Origin of the sequence: Paenibacillus sp. cl130, from assembly GCF_900116035.1 — a bacterium.
Lineage (GTDB): Bacteria > Bacillota > Bacilli > Paenibacillales > Paenibacillaceae > Paenibacillus > Paenibacillus polymyxa_B.
In genome coordinates this window covers 108,786-129,478 of record NZ_FOYG01000007.1, presented here as the reverse complement: position 1 = coordinate 129,478, position 20,693 = coordinate 108,786, and the positions used below count along the sequence as shown (strand labels likewise).

The 20,693-nt window shown below is 45.0% G+C and carries 20 protein-coding genes and 1 pseudogene; 13 read left to right on the top strand and 8 right to left on the bottom strand.

From position 1 onward, the window contains the following. The first annotated feature begins 346 nt into the window (after window positions 1-346). The 5 genes and pseudogenes from gdhA (at window position 347) to BM358_RS19115 (ending at window position 4,453) form a co-directional block, all read left to right on the top strand. Complete coding sequence (gdhA, locus tag BM358_RS19135; RefSeq protein ID WP_028542240.1) at window positions 347-1,723, top strand: NADP-specific glutamate dehydrogenase; 1,377 nt, start codon at window positions 347-349, stop codon at window positions 1,721-1,723. A gap of 243 nt (window positions 1,724-1,966) precedes the next feature. Further along, entirely contained in the window at window positions 1,967-2,359 is a 393-nt protein-coding gene (locus BM358_RS19130) for a MarR family winged helix-turn-helix transcriptional regulator (RefSeq protein WP_028542241.1), read from the top strand. Window positions 2,360-2,403: 44 nt separating this feature from the next. Continuing rightward, the gene (gene dmpI / locus BM358_RS19125) at window positions 2,404-2,586 is read left to right on the top strand and encodes a 4-oxalocrotonate tautomerase DmpI (protein ID WP_023989746.1); all 183 of its coding nucleotides are present in this window, start codon (window positions 2,404-2,406) and stop codon (window positions 2,584-2,586) included. Between the two features lie 100 nt (window positions 2,587-2,686). Next, window positions 2,687-3,465: pseudogene (locus tag BM358_RS19120) on the top strand (transposase); the annotation flags it as partial. A 334-nt stretch (window positions 3,466-3,799) separates the two neighbouring features. After that, on the top strand, window positions 3,800-4,453 hold the full coding sequence (locus tag BM358_RS19115; RefSeq protein ID WP_028542242.1) for a nitroreductase family protein: 654 nt from the start codon (window positions 3,800-3,802) through the stop codon (window positions 4,451-4,453). Window positions 4,454-4,587: 134 nt separating this feature from the next. Here the strand turns inward: BM358_RS19115 and BM358_RS19110 are convergent, their stop codons facing one another. The 3 genes from BM358_RS19110 to BM358_RS19100 form a co-directional block, all read right to left on the bottom strand. Beyond that, window positions 4,588-5,742, bottom strand: coding sequence for a VanZ family protein (locus BM358_RS19110; RefSeq protein ID WP_023989744.1), 1,155 nt, complete (start codon window positions 5,740-5,742; stop codon window positions 4,588-4,590). 7 nt (window positions 5,743-5,749) lie between these two features. After that, complete coding sequence (locus BM358_RS19105; RefSeq protein ID WP_028542243.1) at window positions 5,750-7,093, bottom strand: amino acid permease; 1,344 nt, start codon at window positions 7,091-7,093, stop codon at window positions 5,750-5,752. Between the two features lie 279 nt (window positions 7,094-7,372). Next, window positions 7,373-8,635: a VWA domain-containing protein gene (locus BM358_RS19100; protein ID WP_028542244.1), complete on the bottom strand. Its 1,263-nt coding sequence runs from the start codon at window positions 8,633-8,635 to the stop codon at window positions 7,373-7,375. A gap of 180 nt (window positions 8,636-8,815) precedes the next feature. Here BM358_RS19100 and BM358_RS19095 point away from each other — a divergent pair, with 180 nt between their 5' ends. Then, entirely contained in the window at window positions 8,816-10,810 is a 1,995-nt protein-coding gene (locus BM358_RS19095; protein WP_081819229.1) for an AraC family transcriptional regulator, read from the top strand. 115 nt (window positions 10,811-10,925) lie between these two features. On the opposite strand, the gene BM358_RS19090 is transcribed toward BM358_RS19095, so the two are convergent. Further along, complete coding sequence (locus BM358_RS19090; RefSeq protein ID WP_028542246.1) at window positions 10,926-11,978, bottom strand: 2,3-butanediol dehydrogenase; 1,053 nt, start codon at window positions 11,976-11,978, stop codon at window positions 10,926-10,928. A gap of 340 nt (window positions 11,979-12,318) precedes the next feature. Between BM358_RS19090 and BM358_RS19085 the strand changes: the two genes are divergently transcribed. Beyond that, complete coding sequence (locus tag BM358_RS19085; RefSeq protein WP_023989739.1) at window positions 12,319-13,356, top strand: LacI family DNA-binding transcriptional regulator; 1,038 nt, start codon at window positions 12,319-12,321, stop codon at window positions 13,354-13,356. 65 nt (window positions 13,357-13,421) lie between these two features. Next, on the top strand, window positions 13,422-14,072 hold the full coding sequence (locus BM358_RS19080; protein ID WP_028542247.1) for a hypothetical protein: 651 nt from the start codon (window positions 13,422-13,424) through the stop codon (window positions 14,070-14,072). Window positions 14,073-14,232: 160 nt separating this feature from the next. On the opposite strand, the gene BM358_RS19075 is transcribed toward BM358_RS19080, so the two are convergent. After that, on the bottom strand, window positions 14,233-15,162 hold the full coding sequence (locus BM358_RS19075; protein WP_028542248.1) for an AraC family transcriptional regulator: 930 nt from the start codon (window positions 15,160-15,162) through the stop codon (window positions 14,233-14,235). Window positions 15,163-15,361: 199 nt separating this feature from the next. On the opposite strand from BM358_RS19075, the gene BM358_RS19070 reads away from it, so the two are divergent. The 4 genes from BM358_RS19070 to BM358_RS19055 all read left to right on the top strand — a co-directional run bounded on the left by BM358_RS19070 (window position 15,362) and on the right by BM358_RS19055 (window position 18,167). Beyond that, complete coding sequence (locus BM358_RS19070) at window positions 15,362-15,640, top strand: Atu4866 domain-containing protein (protein WP_028542249.1); 279 nt, start codon at window positions 15,362-15,364, stop codon at window positions 15,638-15,640. Window positions 15,641-15,678: 38 nt separating this feature from the next. Continuing rightward, window positions 15,679-16,416 (top strand): SDR family oxidoreductase, encoded by a 738-nt coding sequence (locus BM358_RS19065; protein ID WP_028542250.1) that lies wholly within the window; start codon window positions 15,679-15,681, stop codon window positions 16,414-16,416. Between the two features lie 220 nt (window positions 16,417-16,636). Further along, window positions 16,637-16,915, top strand: a complete 279-nt coding sequence (locus tag BM358_RS19060; RefSeq protein ID WP_013311367.1) for an ArsR/SmtB family transcription factor — start codon at window positions 16,637-16,639, stop codon at window positions 16,913-16,915. Between the two features lie 79 nt (window positions 16,916-16,994). Next, entirely contained in the window at window positions 16,995-18,167 is a 1,173-nt protein-coding gene (locus tag BM358_RS19055) for an MFS transporter (RefSeq protein ID WP_028542251.1), read from the top strand. Between the two features lie 100 nt (window positions 18,168-18,267). Here the strand turns inward: BM358_RS19055 and BM358_RS26965 are convergent, their stop codons facing one another. Together BM358_RS26965 and BM358_RS26960 are read right to left on the bottom strand one after the other, a co-directional pair. Beyond that, window positions 18,268-18,441, bottom strand: a complete 174-nt coding sequence (locus BM358_RS26965; RefSeq protein WP_238808085.1) for a GNAT family N-acetyltransferase — start codon at window positions 18,439-18,441, stop codon at window positions 18,268-18,270. Then, window positions 18,442-18,708 carry a hypothetical protein gene (locus BM358_RS26960; protein ID WP_231517237.1) on the bottom strand — a complete coding sequence of 89 codons (267 nt, stop codon included), beginning with the start codon at window positions 18,706-18,708 and terminating at the stop codon, window positions 18,442-18,444. 444 nt (window positions 18,709-19,152) lie between these two features. Here BM358_RS26960 and BM358_RS19040 point away from each other — a divergent pair, with 444 nt between their 5' ends. Beyond that, entirely contained in the window at window positions 19,153-19,524 is a 372-nt protein-coding gene (locus tag BM358_RS19040) for a hypothetical protein (protein WP_081819230.1), read from the top strand. A gap of 228 nt (window positions 19,525-19,752) precedes the next feature. Here BM358_RS19040 and BM358_RS19035 read toward each other — a convergent pair whose 3' ends face one another. After that, the gene (locus BM358_RS19035) at window positions 19,753-20,445 is read right to left on the bottom strand and encodes a chitosanase (RefSeq protein ID WP_226887739.1); all 693 of its coding nucleotides are present in this window, start codon (window positions 20,443-20,445) and stop codon (window positions 19,753-19,755) included. Between the last annotated feature and the right edge of the window lie 248 nt (window positions 20,446-20,693).

Here is a 20,693-nt window from a genome sequence, read left to right as displayed (position 1 = left end):
CCTCTTTTTCTTATTTCCATATTCCAGACATAATGTATGTTTTAGTTTCAATTTGTTCACATTATAATGCCATGTAGGGTAAGGTGTTAGGGCCTCAGAAATCGTGAAAAAAGCCCATGAATCAAGGGATTTAGCTTTAGGAAACTAACAGACAATGAGAGGTTCATAGAGTTATTTAATGAAGGATACAAAAATTTTTTATAGGCGAATTAGATGTATTATTATAAAAAATCATGTATAGTTAACTAAATTTTATGAATACATAAAGTTCCACTCTCGAAGGTGCAGAATAACGTCGTTCCGTCATTTAACAGAGGGGCTAATTATAAAAGGGGTGTATTAAATAATGACCATGATCCGTCCAGAGCAGAGTCAACAAGCAGCAGCCGAATATGTGCAGTCCGTTTTTGAGAAGGTTATCGCGCGCAATCCTCATGAGAATGAATTCCATCAGGCCGTCAAGGAAATATTGGATTCGCTAATTCCGGTATTGGCTAAGCACCCTAAGTATATGCAGCAGGGGCTTCTGGAACGGCTAGTGGAGCCGGAGCGAGTCATTACCTTCCGTGTACCTTGGGTGGATGATGCGGGGGTTGTACAGGTCAACCGTGGCTTCCGTGTGCAGTTTAACAGTGCGATAGGGCCTTATAAAGGTGGACTTCGCTTCCATCCGTCTGTATATCTGGGAATCGTCAAGTTTTTGGGTTTTGAGCAGATTTTCAAAAATGCATTGACGGGTCTTCCCATCGGTGGTGGTAAAGGCGGCTCGGATTTTGATCCCAAAGGGAAATCAGATAACGAAGTGATGCGTTTTACACAAAGCTTCATGACTGAGTTGTATAAATATATTGGTCCAGATGCCGACGTTCCGGCTGGGGATATTGGAGTAGGTGGCCGCGAGATCGGTTACATGTTCGGACAATACAAGCGGATTCGCGGAGGACATGAAGGTGGCGTCCTGACGGGTAAAGGGATTCATTACGGAGGCAGTCTCACACGTACGGAAGCGACCGGCTACGGTTGTGTATATTTTGTAAACGAGATGTTGCAGGCGCAGGGATCGTCCTTTGAAGGAAAACGCGTCGTCGTGTCAGGCTCGGGGAACGTATCCATTTATGCGATTGAAAAAGCACAGCAGCTTGGCGCTACAGTCGTGGCATGTAGTGACTCGAATGGCTACATCTATGATCCAGACGGTATCGATCTGAAGCTGGTGAAGCAGCTGAAAGAAGTGAACCGTCTGCGGATTAGCGAGTATACTCAAGAGCGTCCAGGCGCAATCTATACAGAAGGCTGTTCGGGGATCTGGTCGATCCCATGCGACATCGCACTGCCATGCGCCACACAGAATGAAATTGACGAGCAAGCAGCCCAGCTGCTGGTAAGCAATGGCGTAAAAGCTATAGGCGAAGGTGCCAATATGCCATCCTCGCTCCAGGCCATTGAAGTGTTCTTGGGCAATGGAGTTCTGTTTGGACCAGCCAAGGCAGCCAATGCAGGCGGAGTAGCCGTTTCGGCGCTCGAAATGTCACAAAACAGTATGCGCCTGTCATGGACCTTTGAGGAAGTGGATGCCAAGCTGCATGATATTATGAAAAATATCTATGCTAACAGCGTGAAGGCGGCTGAGGAATACGGCGTGCCGGGCAATCTGGTTGTCGGAGCCAATATCGCAGGATTTGTGCGTGTGGCCGACGCAATGCTGTCCCACGGGATTATTTAGCACAACGGAACATAATAAAGTTAAATTGAAGCTGAGCGGCTCTTGTGCGAGTCGCTCAGCTTTTATTTGCAAAGAGCACTTTATTTTTCTCAGGGACTTGATTTATTTTTAAAGAGGATGTATATTACTTGATAGATCAATAATTGATGGATCAAAGGTCGGATCACGAAGCCCAGCGATATGCTTAAGGGAGGAGAGATTGATATCACCCAGACACCATCCGAGCCTGAGTATATTTTTGACATGCTGTTGTTGCTGAACAAGCAGATTAGCTCCAAGTTTGAGCGTTGCGCAGGAGTCAGCGCATCCAGATTGCAGCTATTGTGCAAGTTGTATCAAGTGGAGGAGATTAGTCAAACTCTCCTGCAAAAAGAGGTTGGCATTGACGCTGCAGCCGTAACGCGCCATTTGAAGCAGCTTGAAGCGATAGCGATGGTCACACGACGAACCAAGCCGGAGGACAACAGAGTTACGCTGGTTAGCCTGACCGATTATGGGCGTGAACGTATTGTTACTTTTAAACAGGAACGCTCACAGTTTGTGACCCGGTTGCTCCAAAGTTTCGACGAGACTCAGCGGCACCAGCTAGCCGATATGCTGCAAGTTATGAATGGTCATATGTCCGATATGGACTGACCCCAATTACATTATACCCATAGGGGAAACAAGGAGGAATTTACATGCCAGTAATTACTATTGAAGCAGGCAAATTAAATAAAGAACAAAAAAGATCGTTGGTCACTGAACTTACCACATCAGCTTCAACCATAATGAATGTACCCGAGTCGGCTTTTATTGTTTTGATTAAGGAAAGCGAAAAAGAAAACATTGGTTTGGGAGGAAAATTATTATCTGATCGCTAATGTCAGAAGATGAAGTGGGTTCATTCATTTTTAAGGTAAGGAGCCATTTCTGTAATGAATTAATTTGAGATTTGAATAAAAAAAGCGCCTCCTGTATGCACGGGTACAGAACTGGCAGGATCGCTTTTTTCCAGAGTACACGCAGGTAATTAAAGACTGGGAAGGGAAAGCTTCGCGCATTACCTTGCAGGAGTTTCCAACGCCAGGTGAGATCGTAGAATTAGGTGCAGAAGCCATCGTCCAGCGCTGGAAGAAAGACGTGAAGCGAGCCGTAGGGACGAAACGAGCCCGGCAACTGGTGGAAACGGCGAGAAGTTCCATCGGTCTGACCGAAGGACTTCCAGCAGCAAAAATAGAGATTAAAACACTTCTGGAACAGTACGACATGTTCGCCAGACAGCTCGAAGAGATTCTAGCCGAGGTGGAACGTCTACTCTCTCAAATCCCAGGAACGAAAGAGATGCTCACTGTGCCAGGCGTGGCTGTGGTCACCTTGGCGGGGTTCCTGGCGGAAGTGGGGGATCTAAGGGGTTACGAGCATGGACAGCAGATTATACGGCTGGCCGGACTGAATCTCAAAGAGAACAGCTCGGGGAAGAAAAAAGGAAAATCCAGTATAACCAAACGAGGACGCGCAAGGCTAAGAGCGCTACTGTTTCGGTCGTGATGCTCATGGTGGCGAAGAATGCGGAGTTTAAGGCACTGCACCAATACTTTACCAAACGAAGCCAGAATCCACTGAAGAAAAAGCAATCGATTGTAGCGTTGTGCGGGAAGCTGATTCGCGTTCTTCACACGCTCGGCACCAAGCAAGTTCGGTACGATGCAAACGACGTTTTAGGGCCAGTACGTGAGGCCCAGTTACAGAAGACAGCTTAAGAAAAACCGGATTTATGTTTCTCATCGGACAGGAATAAGCAGAGACAAAGGAAGCACGGAGCAGCCGCAGGAATCATTTCCATAAGGGCAAAGACCCCGCGTGATATGGGAGGGTAAGCCGTCAAGAGTCAGGAGTGGATATCCAAGGTGCGATCATAGAAGTCGATCCATAGATTGGGAAAAATGTCTCAACCTCTATTCCTGCCACCGGCTCATCGGGAAAATAATGACATCCTTACATCACTTCTCCAGTGCTCGATATGTCAATGGCTGAAAACCGAAGAATGAGTGAGAAAACATGAGAAAATATTAATTTATAGTGGGAGAGATTGGAATGAATAATACGAACACATCCAATATTGTCAAAACAAATGATTTTAAAGAAATTGCACTGGGTCGCCGTTCTGTCAAAGTATACGATCCGTCCGTAAAGATTAGCCGCGAGGAAATGACAGAGATTTTGACAGAAGCTACACGCGCACCATCTTCCATTAACCTGCAACCTTGGCGTTTCCTCGTCATTGACAGCCCTGAAGGTAAAGCTACACTGGCACCATTGGCCCGTTTCAACCAACGTCAAGTAGAAACATCTTCGGCAGTGATCGCTGTATTTGGGGATTTGAATAACTTTGATAATTTCGAACAAATTTTCGGAGAAGCTGTAGAACTGGGCTATATGCCAAAAGACATTAAAGAAATGCAACAGGAAAAAGTGGCAGCTCATTTTGCAGCGCTTGATCCAGTTGTGAACAAAGAAACAGTCCTGATTGACGGTGGTTTGGTATCCATGCAGCTTATGCTGGTAGCGCGCGCTCATGGTTATGATACTAACGCTATTGGCGGTTTTGAAAAGGATCAAATTGCTGAAGCCTTTGGTCTGGAAAAAGATCGTTATGTCCCTGTTATGCTCATTTCCATGGGTAAAGGTATCAACGATGGTCATCCGTCCACACGATTGCCTATTGATCAAATTGCACAGTGGAAATAAGGGAAACGAACTAATATCTATGCGCAAAATAAAAAACAGGCGGACAAAGGAAATCCTTTGCTTCACCTGTTTTTTTATTTGCTTAGATGCAACGTAGATCGCGGGTGCTTATCACGTTGTCAGTCTTTCAGTTATCATTTCACGGTATTCGCTCCCGACGTTTCTGCCGAGTCAGCGGTGTCATTTTGAGGATGATGATAGTGCTTGGGCCATATAATTTGGTGTGAAGTATGGCTAAGCTCCTCATAAAATAACGGGGCTTTCTTAAATAGGCGTATGACCAGATGGAAAAAGAACCATCCGTTGATCACTAACAGCAAAAGGCTAATCAGAACACTTAGCCAAGGGGACACTTGAGACCATAGGACAGGCCCACCCAGTACGTAATTAAGTCCAAAATACAACCAATACAAGAGACTGTAACGCTTGATGAGCCCCCACAGGGAAATCCGTTGTCCTGTCCCTGTAAGATGAATACGCACCAGCCATTTTCCTGGAGTTCGTCCATTCGTCAGGTAAGGAACCACTATAAAGTATACCCCACTGGAAACCCAGAAGGCAGCAGGCACATGTAGGGACTCCATGATGCCGAGTAGCCCGGTCCAAATGATAGAATCCACGAAAATGGCTACGCCCCGTCGGGTATAGGACACTCGCTTCGTTGCCATGTCCACATGCTTGTCCAGATGTTCCAAGCGGGGCAGGAAGCGTGAAAACCATTCGCCTAATAGAAAGCCTAGCATACCGCCTAATGTATTAGCCATCAAATCGTCTACATCGAACACACGATACGCATGGTCAAAAAATCCATACAGTCCTGTCAGCTGCGTCACCTCAAAGAAGAGGGAGAGGATAAAGGACAGAATCAGACACCATCCCCATCGTGCACGGAAATAATAACGTAAGAACATACCGAAAGGCACGGTCATCACAACGTTAAAAACGACTTGCAGAAAAGCTCGCTCCTTCAGCAAATGAACATAGCTGGAGGGATGGGCGGGTGAGACGGATGTTTCTCTTATAATGTCGTGAACGAACTGCAAGGGCATCAACTGCAACGCTCCCCCGGCTAATGCAGCATTATGACGCGATGCTGGAAGCGGGAGTATGACCAGAAAGAAGGCGTTCATTAAGTATAACAGCATCAAGTAAAGCAGCCATGCTCTAGCCTTGTGAATATAGCCATGCCTGCGATATTGCACGATTAGGAAAGGCAGTGTGAACAATAAGGCAGCAAAAGGAAACGCAAGAAAGGCATACGAAACAGGAAACAGGTAAGATTGAATCATGTGCTACTTACGCCTGCTTTCTCCGGAACTTCACCAAAGACCAGATGACCAGAAATGCCATGAAAGCCACGCACACGCTAATGCTAATGCGATTTTGCGGGTCAAGCAAGAATAGAAACGCAATGACCCATAGGCATCCCACTGTAACCGCCGTTACATAAGGGAATCCCCATATCTTGAAAGTAGGCTCCACTGGATAAGATTTGCGCAATTTCAATTGGGACAGACAAATGCAGCTCCAGACGAGCAGCACGACGAAGCCAGGTACAGCCATCAAAATACGGAACAGCCCGTCCTGAGCGACATAAGCAACCATGGAACCGACAATCAGGACTACAGCGCACAATTTGAGACTATTTACCGGAACCCCGTTTGAAGATAAGCGGGCGAGTGATTTGGGACCTTCTCCATTGATAGCCAGCGAATGCAGCATACGTGTAGCCCCGTAAATTCCCGAATTGGCGGCAGACAGTACAGCAGTGATCAGAATAAAGTTCATAACATGAGCCGAGCCTTGAAGCCCTACAGAAGACAGTACCTGTACAAACGGGCTGGTATTCGCATCCAGTTGGTTCCAGGGAATCAAGCCACAAATGATGAGAATGGGCAACGTATAGAACAAAACAACGCGAAGAATAAAGCTTTTAACCACTCTAGGCAGTACCTTTTCTGGATTTTCTGTCTCCGTCAACGTCAGTCCAATCAGCTCGGACCCTCCGTATGAAAAGGTAACGACCAGCAGCGCTGAAAAGATAGCTAACCAGCCATTAGGTAGAAATCCGCCGTGCTGCGCGTAGTTGCTTAGATAAGGTGGAGTTTCAGTGGGAATAATCCCGAACAGTATACAGCCACCCAAGGCGATGAAGATAATAATCATGGCAATCTTAATACCCGCAAGCCAAAATTCCAGCTCCCCAAAACCGCCGACACTCAGCATGTTGACGACAATAATGAAAGCCGCACTCACTAAACTGAGTACCCATAGAGGAACATCTGGCAACCAATATTGCAGGAAGCTCCCCGCAGCAATGACCTCAATGATACAGACGGCCAGCCACATAAAGCAATACAACCAGCCGATAATAAAGGACAGACGTTCTCCAAAAGCTTTGCGAATAAAATCCTTCATATTCATGTTGGGATAGACGGTAGCCATCTCGGCAATTGCGCCCATAACGACTAAGAGCAAGAGTCCTGCGAAGACATAGGATAAAATAACTCCAGGTCCCGCCAAGCTAATCGTTTCGGTACTTCCTTTAAAAATTCCCGTTCCGATAACTCCACCCATAGCCATAAAGGTAATGTGCCGTGGGAGCAGCTTTTTGTGCAAAGTTGCTTCATTTGATTTCAATATGAAATCCTCCTTCATATAGTGTATAGCTTCAGCATGGCCCAAACAGGGTTACTTCAATTAGACTTATACTACATGAAAATATCCAATTAGGAAATGAAATAAATAGGATCTGGTAGGGAGATTGAAATCGCTAGAGGACAAACTGAAGAAAACCGAGGAAAACAGAGGCAAAATGCTGGCGCTGATGATTGCTCTATCTGCGGTCATTCTGCCTTTATTGTTCTGCTCGGCGGATATTTAAGTGATCATGTAGGAGTATCGCATTGCGGTGAAGGATTAGCTCCGCAATATTCCTTTAGCCCGCACTTGCTTGAGCCAACCAGGAAACTCATTCAGCAGACGGTCGTACAATTCTGCGTCTGTCACGGACTCAATGTCATCCAAGGCAAAGAAATCTGCATTATCCACTACGCGACCGCGCAGATTATCCAACTTTTGAAGGACTCCGAAATCAGCATTACCAAGACCAACAAATTGCCAGAAAATAGGAGTTTTCGAGTACTTGATCAGCAATTTTGATATTTTTTTCGTTTCATATACGCCACCGTCACTGAAAAAGATAATGTAGGTCGGGATTGTTTCATTGGGTACCTCTTTTGTATATTTTAAAATAATATCCTCTATTACTTCAGGCTCATTGTTACCAAATCCTATATTTCCGTATCCGATTTCTGGGAAATTTCGTTTTACGTAATTCTCGTAATCCCGTTCCGTGACGCTTGGAGCACGTTTGGCTTTGTCCGCAAAAAACCATACATCCATTTCACCATCGTCATCCATGCAGGCCGATACAGCCAGAACACGTTCGAAGGCTTTTTGCACGGTTCCCTTAGAGTACAGTTTCGCCATGGAAGCAGAAGCATCTAATACAACCGCTACTCGTGCTTTTTCACGGTCTATCTGCTTCTTTTGGAGTGAAATTTGTACCTTCTGTTTAAGCAGATTAATCCTTCCATTCACAGGAGAAGGCTCCTTCACGCCGGCTTTATCCGCTGACGGTGCTGCTGGTGATTCCGTTTCCTCTACGGTGACACCATGAGCTTCGGCGAGCGGCTTTAGTCCTCCATTGAAACCACGCCCAACTGCGCGAAGCTTGAAGCCAGACGTATGGCGGTATATTTCAGCGAATACGAGTGACGTTTCTTTGGTGGCTTCGGTGATACTGTAGGTGATATGGGATTGCTTGCCTTGAGCAGTAAGTGAGCAGCCGACCACATCGGCAAAAGTACCCGGGCCGTCCAGTGTGGCCGCAAACACACATTTTTCCACTCCGGTTCGTTCCAGTTCCTGGAGCGCTACAGTAAACTCAGTGGTTCTGTCATTTGGACGCTGTAACCGTACATGGCCGTGCGGGTCAGCGGGTTGATTGTAAAAAATGAAATAGTCATCTGAGGAAACCTTTCCGTCTGCTCCTACCATAAAACAGCTAACATCCAGTTCGGCAGGTGCATGCTTCCATGTAATGGTGACCCGCACCGTATCTTCCTTACCGAATGGTGCATTAGCTCCTGTACTCAATGCAATGTTGGGACCGCTCATGCTGTCAAACCCCCTATGTATTTTAAATCTTGTATTTATACAAATTGTACCATGGAAATGGTATATTCACCTTGTTTCGTGCAGGAATATTTGTCTCATGGTAGACGCAGTAAAAGATGATATATAATAAGGTTGGTGTGGAAAAAAAGTATGATATTTATGAAGCGGAGGCTTTGATACGTGAAGCAGGATCGACAAAAGCAGGCAGGTTCCCATACCGGGATGAGCAAGGGACATGAAGCTGATGAGTTAAACAAACTGCTGTCCCTATGGCTTCATTCGTCGATCCGTGTCATGGATGTCCGGCATATTCGACTGGAGCCGGAAGCGTTGCTTCAACCGTATCGTCTTCCAGCGCAGGCTTTTGTATTTGTATTGCAGGGTAGCGTGCGTTTGGATGGTGATTGGAAGAATACGCCACATTCAGGGTACGTACTGCATGGCAGCAAAGGCTTTGAACTGAATATGAAACCCTCGCAATACGGGATAGAATATATCCTTGTACTATATAAAGCGACTTCTCTATCGGGACACACGATGTATAATCATCCTTCGATAGCTCATGGTTTTGTACCGCCTTATCCGGTTATACTGTACCAAAAGCTGCAACTACTGGAGTACGCATGGCAGGATCATGAGGCGCTATCCAAGATTCAGGCTCAGGGTCGGTTCTATGATTTTGCATATGAATGTATGCGGCAATTGCAAGAACCGAAGGCTCGAACTTCTGCGCGGGATATCGTGACACAGGCGATTCGATTTATGCAGGATCATTACGCGGAGTCCATAACGCTCGAACGTTTGGCCGGATTGTTGGAATGCAGTCCGAGACATCTGACTCGGTTATTTAAAAAACAAACGGATTGTAGCCCGATTATGTACTTGATTCAACTGCGAATGGACAAGGCTAAGGAGCTTTTGCGGAAGACGGATGCTACTTTACAGGATATCGCTGTCAGTGTGGGGTACCCGGATGTCTATTTCTTTAGCCGGGCATTCAAAAAATATACGGGTGTATCCCCGGTTCATTACCGGGACAGCCTATATTCATCTGCTTTTGTGAGAGATACCAGTCTGGATAATCCATTAAGCATGTCCGAATGTTCCATTGATTCGGCAAGTGGCGCCCTGCATACTGTTATTGAGGATAATAATCATTATCAAAATCATGATGAAGGGATTTTACGAATGAATAGAAACGCAAAGCATTCCATGGCATTTATTTTATTGCTTAGTTTTACCCTGCTGCTCAGCGCGTGCTCAGGCACATCCAGTCCTGCGGCAACCGATGGCGCTTCCCAAGGGAACAATAATACATCAGCGGAACCAACATCACAGGAAAGGGTGCTGAAGGATGCACTTGGGCATGAGGTGAAGGTTCCGGCTCAGCCTCAGCGTGTGATCGCTTCTTATCTGGAGGATCATCTAGTGGCCCTAGGTGTTAAACCCGTAGCCCAATGGTCGGTAGGCAAAAATTCAGTTCAAGGTTACCTGCAAAAAGAACTGAAGGACGTTCCTACCATTGCTTCAGATCTTCCGTTTGAGGCGGTTCTGAACTTCAAGCCTGATTTGATCATTATGGACAGTGCGAGCATGGTGGAAGGCGACAAATATAATCAATACTCTAAAATTGCTCCAACCTACGTGGTAGGCACTAATATGAACAATGATTGGCGTCAAGAGCTGCTGACCGTGGGTGAGGTGCTGAATAAGAGCAGTGAAGCGAAGCAGGCATTGAGCAACTACGACAAAAAAGCAGCAGAGGCTAAAGCCAAGCTGAGTCAGACGGTAGGACAAAAAACTGCGGCGGCATTGTGGGTAACGGATAAAAATGTGTATGTCGTAAACCAGAATCTATCCAGCGGTGATGTATTGTATAAGGATTTGGGATTCAAGATTCCACAAGTCGTACAGGAGATTTCCAAAACGGCTAAGGCGAACTGGAGTAATTTATCGCTGGAGAAGCTGGCCGAGCTGGATGCGGATTATATCTTTATCGTGAACAGCAAAAACGTAAGTAAAGAAGATATTGTAAAAGATCCTGTATGGGCGGGAATTCCAGCCGTTAAAGAAGGCCATGTATACGATTTTGGTAAGGATTCTAGCTGGTTGTATACAGGTACAATTGCAAACAGTCAAATGATCGACGATGTTTTGAAAAATGTAACTCAGTAATCCAAATGGTAATCAAAAAACGCTACTCATCTTGACGACAGCATGTCGCAGGAAGGAGAGCGTTTTTTTATAAAAAGATGTCTGCATAGAGCAGACATCTGGTTTGTTTTCGATATTAGGCTTGCGGAGATACCAGGATTTTAACCTGATTTTTCTCTTTCAGGAGACCTTCAAAACCTTGCTCAATCACTTCTTCGAGTTTAATGCGTTTGGTAACCAGCTTGTCGGCAGGGAAATAACCTTTTTCCATCAGGCTGATAACAGCTGGGAATACATCACGGTAGCCGATAATACCAGTCAGATTGCGTTCCTTCATAACGATATTGTTAGGCTTGATCGGAGCTTCTTTTTCAAAAATGCTGACGATCATAATTTGTCCACTAATTTTAGTAGATTCAATAGCTTGAGTCAGCACAGGAGGTACTCCAGTGACTTCATAGGCTACATCTACGCCGCCGTTGGTCCGTTTGTGCAGTTCTTCCACCACATCATAAGTTTTAGGATCAATCACGATAGCACCCAGCTCTTCAGCTTTAGCTTTACGCTCCTCGGAAAGCTCTACTGCATAAATCTCAGATGCGCCCGAAGCTTTCAACGCTTCAATAACCAGCAATCCGATAGGACCAGCGCCAAATACTACAGCTTTGTCGCCGACTTTCAGTTGGCTTTGACGAACAGCATATAAAGCAACGGCCGAAGGCTCTACCAATGCGCCTTGCTCGAAAGATACGCTTTCTGGAATTTTGTGAACCATGTGCTCGTCAGCTGCGACATATTCAGAAAATCCACCACCGCCGCCTGCCAGACCGAGGAAGCCCATTTTATCGCAAAGATTATATTTGCCTTGTTTACATGCATCACATTCTCCACATGCAAACACCGGTTCTACAACTACACGGTCGCCAACTTGAATCTTGGTTACACCTTCGCCGATTTCGACAACTTGTCCAGAGAATTCATGTCCCATTACGATCGGCGCTTTTTCGCCAGTCAATGGATGCTGAGCATCTTGGGGAATGAAGATCGGTCCTGCTACATATTCGTGAAGATCACTTCCGCAAATGCCACACCATTCTACTTTGATTTTTACTTTTCCTGCCAGAGCAGCGGGCTGCTCAATGTTTTCCAATCGTAAGTCTTTTACTCCATGCCATCTCAATGCTTGCATGTCTGTCATCTCCTTGACGAATATATGATCATTGCCTCTATAAAAGTGAATGAATTAGGAAACGTTTCCGAAAGATAATATGTCACAATTTTTACACATTGTCAAACCAATTTAATACAAAAAGCACTTGATTTTTTTGTGAATATAATCACTTGTGACTACAGTGCTATATTTGGCTCGTTACTTTTATACAAAGGAATTTTGTGAATTTTTCAGGTGAAGCAAAGACAAGAAGAAAACGACTTCAATTTTTAGACACTCATTCTGTGGTATAATATCAACATTAAGACTTTATTTTAGAAAGTCAGAAAACGATTCCGTTCTTGAAAGGATTTTGGGCGTGACAGATCAAAAGAAAGTAACCATAGAGGATGTAGCCAAGCGGGCAGGAGTCGGTATAGCGACTGTCTCCAGAGCTATTAATGATAGTGAGGGCATCAGTCCGAGGACGAAAGCCTTAATTTTGCAAGTGATTGAAGAGATGGGGTTTACGCCCAACACCTCGGCTCAGAGCTTGAAAGTTCGTCAGACACGACAAATCGCACTGGCCGTGCCAGACATTCGTAACGCGATTATTCCAGAGATCGCTTGGTCCGTAGAGCAGGCTGCCAAGCAGCATGGTTACCGGGTCGTGCAAATCAATACCGCCGGGAATGCCAGAATGGAGCTTGAAACAGTTCGTGAGGTCAAGAAGCTGCATGTCGACGGGCTCATCATTATGCCGCTGGCGTATCCCAAAATGTTGGTAGATCTGATTAACAAAGCCAGCGTTCCCGTGTCCATTATTAACTATGGCAAGAAGCTGGGCGAAGATGTCAAAGCGGATATCGTCAGTCTGGCCCGGCAAGAGGGAAGACTCGTGATGGAGCATTTGCTTAAAATCGGCAGAACAAGAATTGCCTATGCAGGTGCTGCGAAGGACAAAATCGAGGAAAGATACTTCGCTTATGAGCAGTCTCTCCAGCATGTGGACCCTTCACTCGTTTATTTTGGCGATGATTTCTCCTTTGAGACAGGGCTGCGCGCTGCCGATTATTTTTACAGCTTGAAACATATGCCGGATGCTATTTATGCGGTTAACGATATGGTGGCGATAGGGATCGTCAATCGATTTAAGGATTTGGGTGTAAAAGTGCCAGATGAGGTTGCTGTAGTCGGTATTGATAACAATCTGTGGGCTATGGTAACGACCCCTCAGATCAGCTCAGTTTCCATCATGGGAGAAGAGGTGGCACGGTTGGCTGCGGAGCTGCTGCTCAAGCGGATTCAGGAACAGACACCTGGGGATTATGAGCGTGTGCAATTCGAGCCTCGCCTGATCGTGAGGGAATCGAGCGTCTCAGTGATCCGTAAGCCTACGGTAGGGCGTGATGAGTAGTAGGGTATGAGTGGATTTTGGGCAATTATAACGACCACTGTTTGTTCAGACAGGAGAGTGGATTCATGTTAAAAGGTAATGGGTTCGTTTCTGTAGCTTGTACTGCACTATTGCTGGCTGTAACCATAGGGTGCACTCCCCATCCAGTGGGACAGGATGCTGAAACTGCGGCGCCGTCCGGGGCAAACAATGGGGAGTCCAAGCAAACTGCAGCCAATACTCAGCACACCCAGCAAAGTAAAGAGGAGCTAGTGCTGTCCTTTTATAAAGATTCATCCCTCAGTGATGAAGCAAAAGTCCGTCATATGACGGACCATTTAGCAGGAATCCAATGGGGAAAGATAAACGAAATCAAAGAACATCAAAGCCTGGAAATTATCGAATATCTGTATAGGCAGCGCGCTTTTATTCCATCGGAAAGCTTTGCAAATCTGATTCAGGCTTCTGACGGATTGGATGGAGCTTTAAGCGAAAGCTATGCTGGTCTTATGGGAGATTTGTTTACAAGAGATAGAACTGCGATGACTCGAGCATTGGCAAATATGGACAAAACCAACCGCACACAAGGTATAGGAAGCATCGGGTATGCTCTCAGCTATAGAGAACCCAAGGAAGTCAAGAAAGAGATTCAACAATGGCAGGCAGGACAAAAGCTTACTACGGCAGAGAAGGATGTTATCCGAGCCTTGTTCGTCAAGCTGGATAATCCGTATTGATGCTCAAATAGTGATGACCACATGTATAGAGGAATATATTGAACAGCCGCGTCTCTACCGGAGGAGCGGCTGTTTTGTGCTGTTTTTTACATCCTGGCATTTATGATTGGGATAAACGTTAGTAGAACCATTGGTTTCAGATGTTCATCTAACAATGGGTTCAAGTGGTCTGGTGATCCTGATCTGAGCGCAAGCGTTTAATATCACTAATTGGAGGCAGGCCGAACAAGCGGGCGTATTCGCGGCTGAATTGTGAGGGACTCTCGTAACCTACCTGAAAACCGACATCTGCCGCATCCGCTGATTCAGATAACAACAGGCGGCGGGACTCTTGTAGACGTAATTGTTTTTGATATTGCATTGGGCTCATAGCCGTAACCTCTTTAAAATGACGATGTAGTGACGAAGGACTCATATTCGCTAGTTTGGACAATTCCTCAATACGTAACGGCTTATCATAATCCTGCTTAATCCGCTTTATGACTTCTGCGATCCGGTTGGAATGGCTGCCGGTCATGACCAGTTGTTTTAAGGATTCCCCCTGATTCCCCTGTAAAATCCTATACAGTATCTCACGAATGACTAATGGAGCCAGCACCGGAACATCTTGCGGGTTTTCCAAAAGATGCACTAGCCTTACCACGGCATCCAGCAGTAGAGAGTTAGTTTGGCTTACATACAAGCCTCGTCTGGAATCAGGCATTGGGCTTGTGGGAAAAGCAGATTCCTTGATCAGGTCCAAAACCTGATGCGGATCAAAATTGAGCCGGAGGCACAAATAAGGAGCTTCTGCTGACGCTTGAATGACCTGCCCGGAAATCGGCAAATCCACCGACACAACAAGGTAATCGGATGTGCCGTAATGGTAACTTTCCTCTGCGAGCATCACGACTTTTCTGCCTTGTGCCACAATACATAAGGCAGGTTCATGGACTTGATGTATCGGAACGGTTGTATTTGAACTTCGGACGAAATGAAGCGAAGGTATGGCTGTAGTGAGAACTCCGTCCTGATTTGAAAATCGTTCTATAAGCCTTGCCAATTCGGCTTGTTTTTCCAGGGTAGAACCCTCTATTTTGGTTGCCCCCATCATGACACATCCCTTCTTTGCAACGTAGCCCGTTTTCATTTTCAGTAGTTTATTACATATTAAGGGTCTTTGGAGGATTAGGCAATAATTTGCTCTGATTCTTCTACCGGGCTGGTGGACATTCCTCTCATAATAAGATGCAGATACAACACCTAATGAGCAATTGAGAAAAAAATAGAAGTGCAAAGGAGTGGGAGTCATGGAGAGTAACAAAGCGGAAAAAAGTGTACACGCTTCGCAGCATCCCTATATAGGGATGTGGGTAACTGAAGACGGAAATATCCGTCACGAACTCTTGCCTAATGGTCGTTATGATGAAGCACGGGGTCAGAGACAAAATGCCTATACAGGCAGCTATATCTTAGAAGATGACTATATCGAATATGTGGACGACACCGGATTTACGGCAGAGGGTGTATTCAAAAATGGTGTTTTGTATCATGCAGGGATGGTTTTTTACAGGGAAGTAAAAAAGTAATCTGTTTCAGTGATATTTTAACTAGAGGAGGAATAAGAATGTTGGATATTAAAGGGAAAGTCGTAGCTATTACGGGGGCAAGCAGTGGGATCGGTGAAGCTACTGCCCGTTTACTTGCTCACCATGGGGCTCATGTAATATTAGGGGCCAGACGGACAGAGCGACTAGAGGCTCTGACATCTGAGATTCGTTCTAAAGGTGGATCGGCTGATTATCAGCAACTGGATGTGACTAAGAGGGACCAGATGGAAGCGTTCATTAAGTACGCGGAAAAAACATTTGGGCGTGTGGATGTCATTTTGAACAATGCGGGAGTGATGCCTCTTTCAAAATTAGAAGCCCTGAAGGTAGAGGAATGGGATCGCATGATTGATGTAAATATACGGGGCGTTCTGCATGGGATTGCGGCAGGGCTTCCGATTATGAAAAAGCAAGGATTTGGTCAGTTTATCAATATCGCCTCTATTGGCGCGTATAGTGTAACCCCAACTGCAGCGGTGTATTGCGCAACGAAGTATGCGGTTCGGGCGATCTCTGAAGGATTGCGTTTGGAGGTGGGGGGAGATATTCGTGTGACGCTGGTATCGCCAGGAGTAACCGAATCTGAGCTTGCTGACAGTATTTCAGATGAAGAGGCCCGGCAAGGAATGAAAGAGTACCGTCGTATTTCGATTTCGCCTGATGCCATTGCCCGTTCCATTCTGTATGCCATGGAGCAGCCAGCAGATGTAGATGTTAATGAAATTATTGTCAGACCCACGGCAAGCCCGAATTAACGCCATGGCATCCATGACTCTCTCTCTACTCAGATCATTTTTCCCTCCATCCTTTATGGATGGGGGGTTATTTATCGGATGAGAAAGAACATCATTTACACCACAGAGTGTAAAATAGCTGTACCTTTATAATAAACGTATTTACTTTTACAAATGTTTGTGATAATTTTATTTCGACAAACATCGAAATTAAGACTGGAACAGAAGGGAGCCGAACAGGGTGAAAGATACAACAGAGATGCAGCAGGCTGTAAAAATATATAAAGCACTTGGAGAACCGACTCGTCTCAAGATAGCACTTCTGCTAAAAGAGGAAAGCGACCAATGCTGCTCTGTGCTGGGCGAGAAGCTGAACAGTGTAGCTATTTCAACGCTATCGCACCATCTGAAGCAAATGGCAGAGTCGGGGTTGCTCACATACCGTAAAGAGGGGACGTTTATTTATTACAGCTTGGATGTGGAAGCAGCGCAGAAATATGCCCCGTTCCTAATAACATAAATTTTTTTAGTCTTAATTTCGATATTTGTAAAAATATAAAAATATCAAAATATCAAAAGAAAAGAGGCGTTATTTAAAAATGCAGAGCACGTGGAAAGTGTATATTTTGGCAATTGTTAGTTTTTTGGTAGGCACATCCGAGTACATTATCTCAGGCATTTTGGATCAAATTGCGACAACTATGGGGATTACGGTGTCCGCAGCGGGCCAGCTGATTACAGTCTTTTCTCTTGCTTACGCGATTGGCACGCCGATTCTGATGGCAGTAACCGCTAAATGGGACAGACGCAAGCTGCTCTTGAGTTCGCTCGGATTATTTGCAGTAGCTAATGTCCTCTCCTTTATTCTGCCGGGTTTTGGAATGTTTATCGCCGCGCGTATTCTTATGGCCCTCGGGGCGGGGATGGTCGTGGTTACAGCACTGAGCATTGCAGCAAAAATTGCCCCAGCCGGCAAGCAGGCCAGTTCTATTGCTACAGTCACTATGGGTTTTACAGCTTCGCTGATTATCGGGGTGCCGCTTGGGAGAATGATATCTTCTGCATATGGCTGGAAAACCGTATTTCTCGGCATCGCGTTGACAGGGATTATTGCCCTAATTGTTATATCTATGACAATTCCCCGCTTAAAAGGAGATCGACCAGTCCCCTTACTACAACAGTTTGCTCTTCTGAAAAAGCCTGAAGTTGCTTTGGGATTAGGTATTACCTTCTTTTGGCTAGGAGGTTATTCACTCGCGTATACTTACATCTCACCGTATTTGCTGAATGTATCAGGTGTAGGAGAGGATATGCTAAGCTCAGTATTGCTCGCCTTCGGAATTGCCAGTCTAATCGGATCAAAAATTGGTGGGTACAGTGCGGATAAAAAGGGTATACCCTTTACATTATTAGGGGGTATGGTGTTGCACGGTATTTCCTTACTCTTGCTTCCTTTTGCCGCTCATTCCCTGATCGCAGTATTTGCTTTATTGATCCTTTGGTCGTTCGCAGCCTGGACAACTGGACCTACTCAACAATATAATCTGGTCACACTTGTGCCTGAATCTTCCGGTGTGATGCTGAGTCTCAATCAATCTACAATGCAGCTTGCTATGGCAGCCGGAGCCGGAATTGGCGGTGTAGTTGTTGGTCAGGTTTCGCTGTCTTCCATCACCTGGTTTGGAGCAGCAGGGGTTGGTATCGCTATTGTGGCTACGTATTTACTTACACGAAGATCCTCAGTTCAAACACAAGTGGGTGTTACGGAGTAAAGTGTATAGATAAGTGAAGAGGAGGCCCAGTGATGAAGGTGACATTGCGGCCTTCTTTGATTTGAATGAGCAATAACATGCTCTCTTGCAGTAGGAAGGCTTATTCAAACGCAATATCAGTGATTTTGCCGCCTTCCTCAAAGCCGATATTTTTATAAACTTGATTGGAAACCGAATTTTTTAAATCTGCATATAGCATGGGTACTAAATGCTCATTTTCCAAAATGGAACATAGCTCGGATACCATTGCGCTGGCAAAACCTTTCTTTCGCAATTAGGCGGGGTATAGGGTGGTTCCTTTTAAATAACGTAAGAGTTCTTCTATATAGGTCAATTTATGATTATCTGTGATTTGTTGTGAGATCCATAGCCAAGCCTTATGTCCGGGTGATTGAGCAAAGATCATATTTTTATCGGACGTTTTGAGGCATGTTGACCCTTCTGACTCACAAATTCGATGGATCAAATTGTATCGAACTTCATCAGCCAAAAATTGATTTTGATTTAATATATCGTCGTTTGGGACTAGTAGCTCAATCATGACTCTACCTCCTAAAAATGAGCTATGACCTAAGCACTTGTAAAGTGCTATGAAGCTATGAAGATTCAGTTGTTATATCTACTAGGATTTAAACTTCCGCGCTATAAGCTTCTTATTTTTTTGTCGCCAAATCCATCTTTCGATAAAGTTTTTTTCTTTTCTTTCCTGAAGTGTTTCCTTCATACCCTTAATAAGAAATTCGGATCTTCGCTTGTCGTTTCTGCTAATTTCACGTAGTTCCTCAATAAATTTATCGTCCATGTCCGCATCTCCGTTAGTTCAAAATTTTCCAAATTGCTAAGGTAGATTATACAGAACATATGTTCCTTTTTCAAGTCTGCATCTGCTCTATTCAATCACATAACTATTTTTAGATGGATGCTGCGAGGCCCGCGCCAATCGGATGGTGAAGCATAAGATAAAGTTGAAAGTAGGAATTACAACATGGACAACAAAGCATATGTATCTCAAACGTATCCACGTCTTACAGTCTACAACGAAGAAAATTTTCGGGGTTCCAGGAGAGTATTCAGAGGAAACCTAGGCATTCGTAATACCGATAACATTCTCGACGGCATCGAAAGTCTGCGTTTCTTTTCTACTAGCAGCAATGCTACACTTGTACTCTTTGCTGGCACGCGGTTTAGAGGTAACTTCCTTGTGTTTAGAGGCAATCGCAACATCGCCGACCTGGATGATCTGATTCGCGGGAATGATGTGGAATCTATTATCTCTACCAATCAACGTCTGACGTTGCAGCAAATCCGTAATATCCGCAGTAGCGGTAGACTTCCATCTGGCTATCGAATCATCTAACGGCCTTAATTCGACTTCATAAACCATTTTACAAGACTGTTTCAGGAGCTTGCAACTTTCGGGCTTCCGGGGCAGTCTCTCTATTTGTACACGCGACCTACATACTCGAATGATGAGAGGAACTGTATGGGAGAATGGGACGTTGTCAGCAGTCATCGCCAACTCAATGTTCATGAAAATAGATAAAGGAGGGCATACGATATGTCCTCCTCATGACGTATATTGTATTTACTTCAGTTCCCAATTCGTTGCTTTGATCACGGCTGCATCTGCGTTCTTAAGATCTGTTTCACCAGAAGCTAAGAGAGAACTCCATTGTTTCACACGATTCTTACCATTGGGAGGTTGGTTATAATCGTTGGTATCGACAACCAATGTACGCTTAGCATAGAAGCTAGTCATGAACTTCTTCTCATTCGTACTACTGCCTGAACGTGAGAGGATTCCTTCAAGGCTACCTGAATCACCAGTAGCGCCTTGATTGAGTGCTGTGTCGACAAATGATCCAATCGTCAGAGCAGTATTAAATCCGCGTTTCTGTGCTTGCTGTACACTATATTCGATATAGGTGTCATAGAACGTACGCCACATGGCTTCTCTCCAAGCTTCATTGTTTTGGAGAGCGTTGATCTTCTTCTTGATAACACTATCGCTATCGCTGAGCTTTAGAATCGAACCACTCATTTTCCCCTTCAGGCCAGCACGTGTTAATCCACCTGCAATGGAAGGGTTACTAGCTCCACTAGCAGCATCAAAAGCTTTGAATAAGTCCGGACCATCGGGTCCCGTATCATTTGAACCGCCTGTTGTTGCTCCAAAGATACCAATGGTGTATCCGCGATTATCGCCGATATCTTCAGCATATCCATAGAATTCAGTCCATTTCAAAGAATCTTGCTCTGGTTTGTTCACTAGCTTCATAATATTATCCCATTGCTCACCGCCGAGTCCTGTATTAGCCTTCAGAAACTGAAGTGTTGAAGGTGAGAAATTAGCATCATGATCAATAGCTGTAACCGCTTCTTGGCTAGTAGCTGCTTCGCTGGTAAGGGATAATGGCTCTATACTAGCTTCATTTGAGTTGTCGAAGCCCTCATTTAAATAACCGTTTTTTTCAAAAATTATGATTTATATGTGAATAAATGGACCTAGTTGTTCCTAGATTCCTA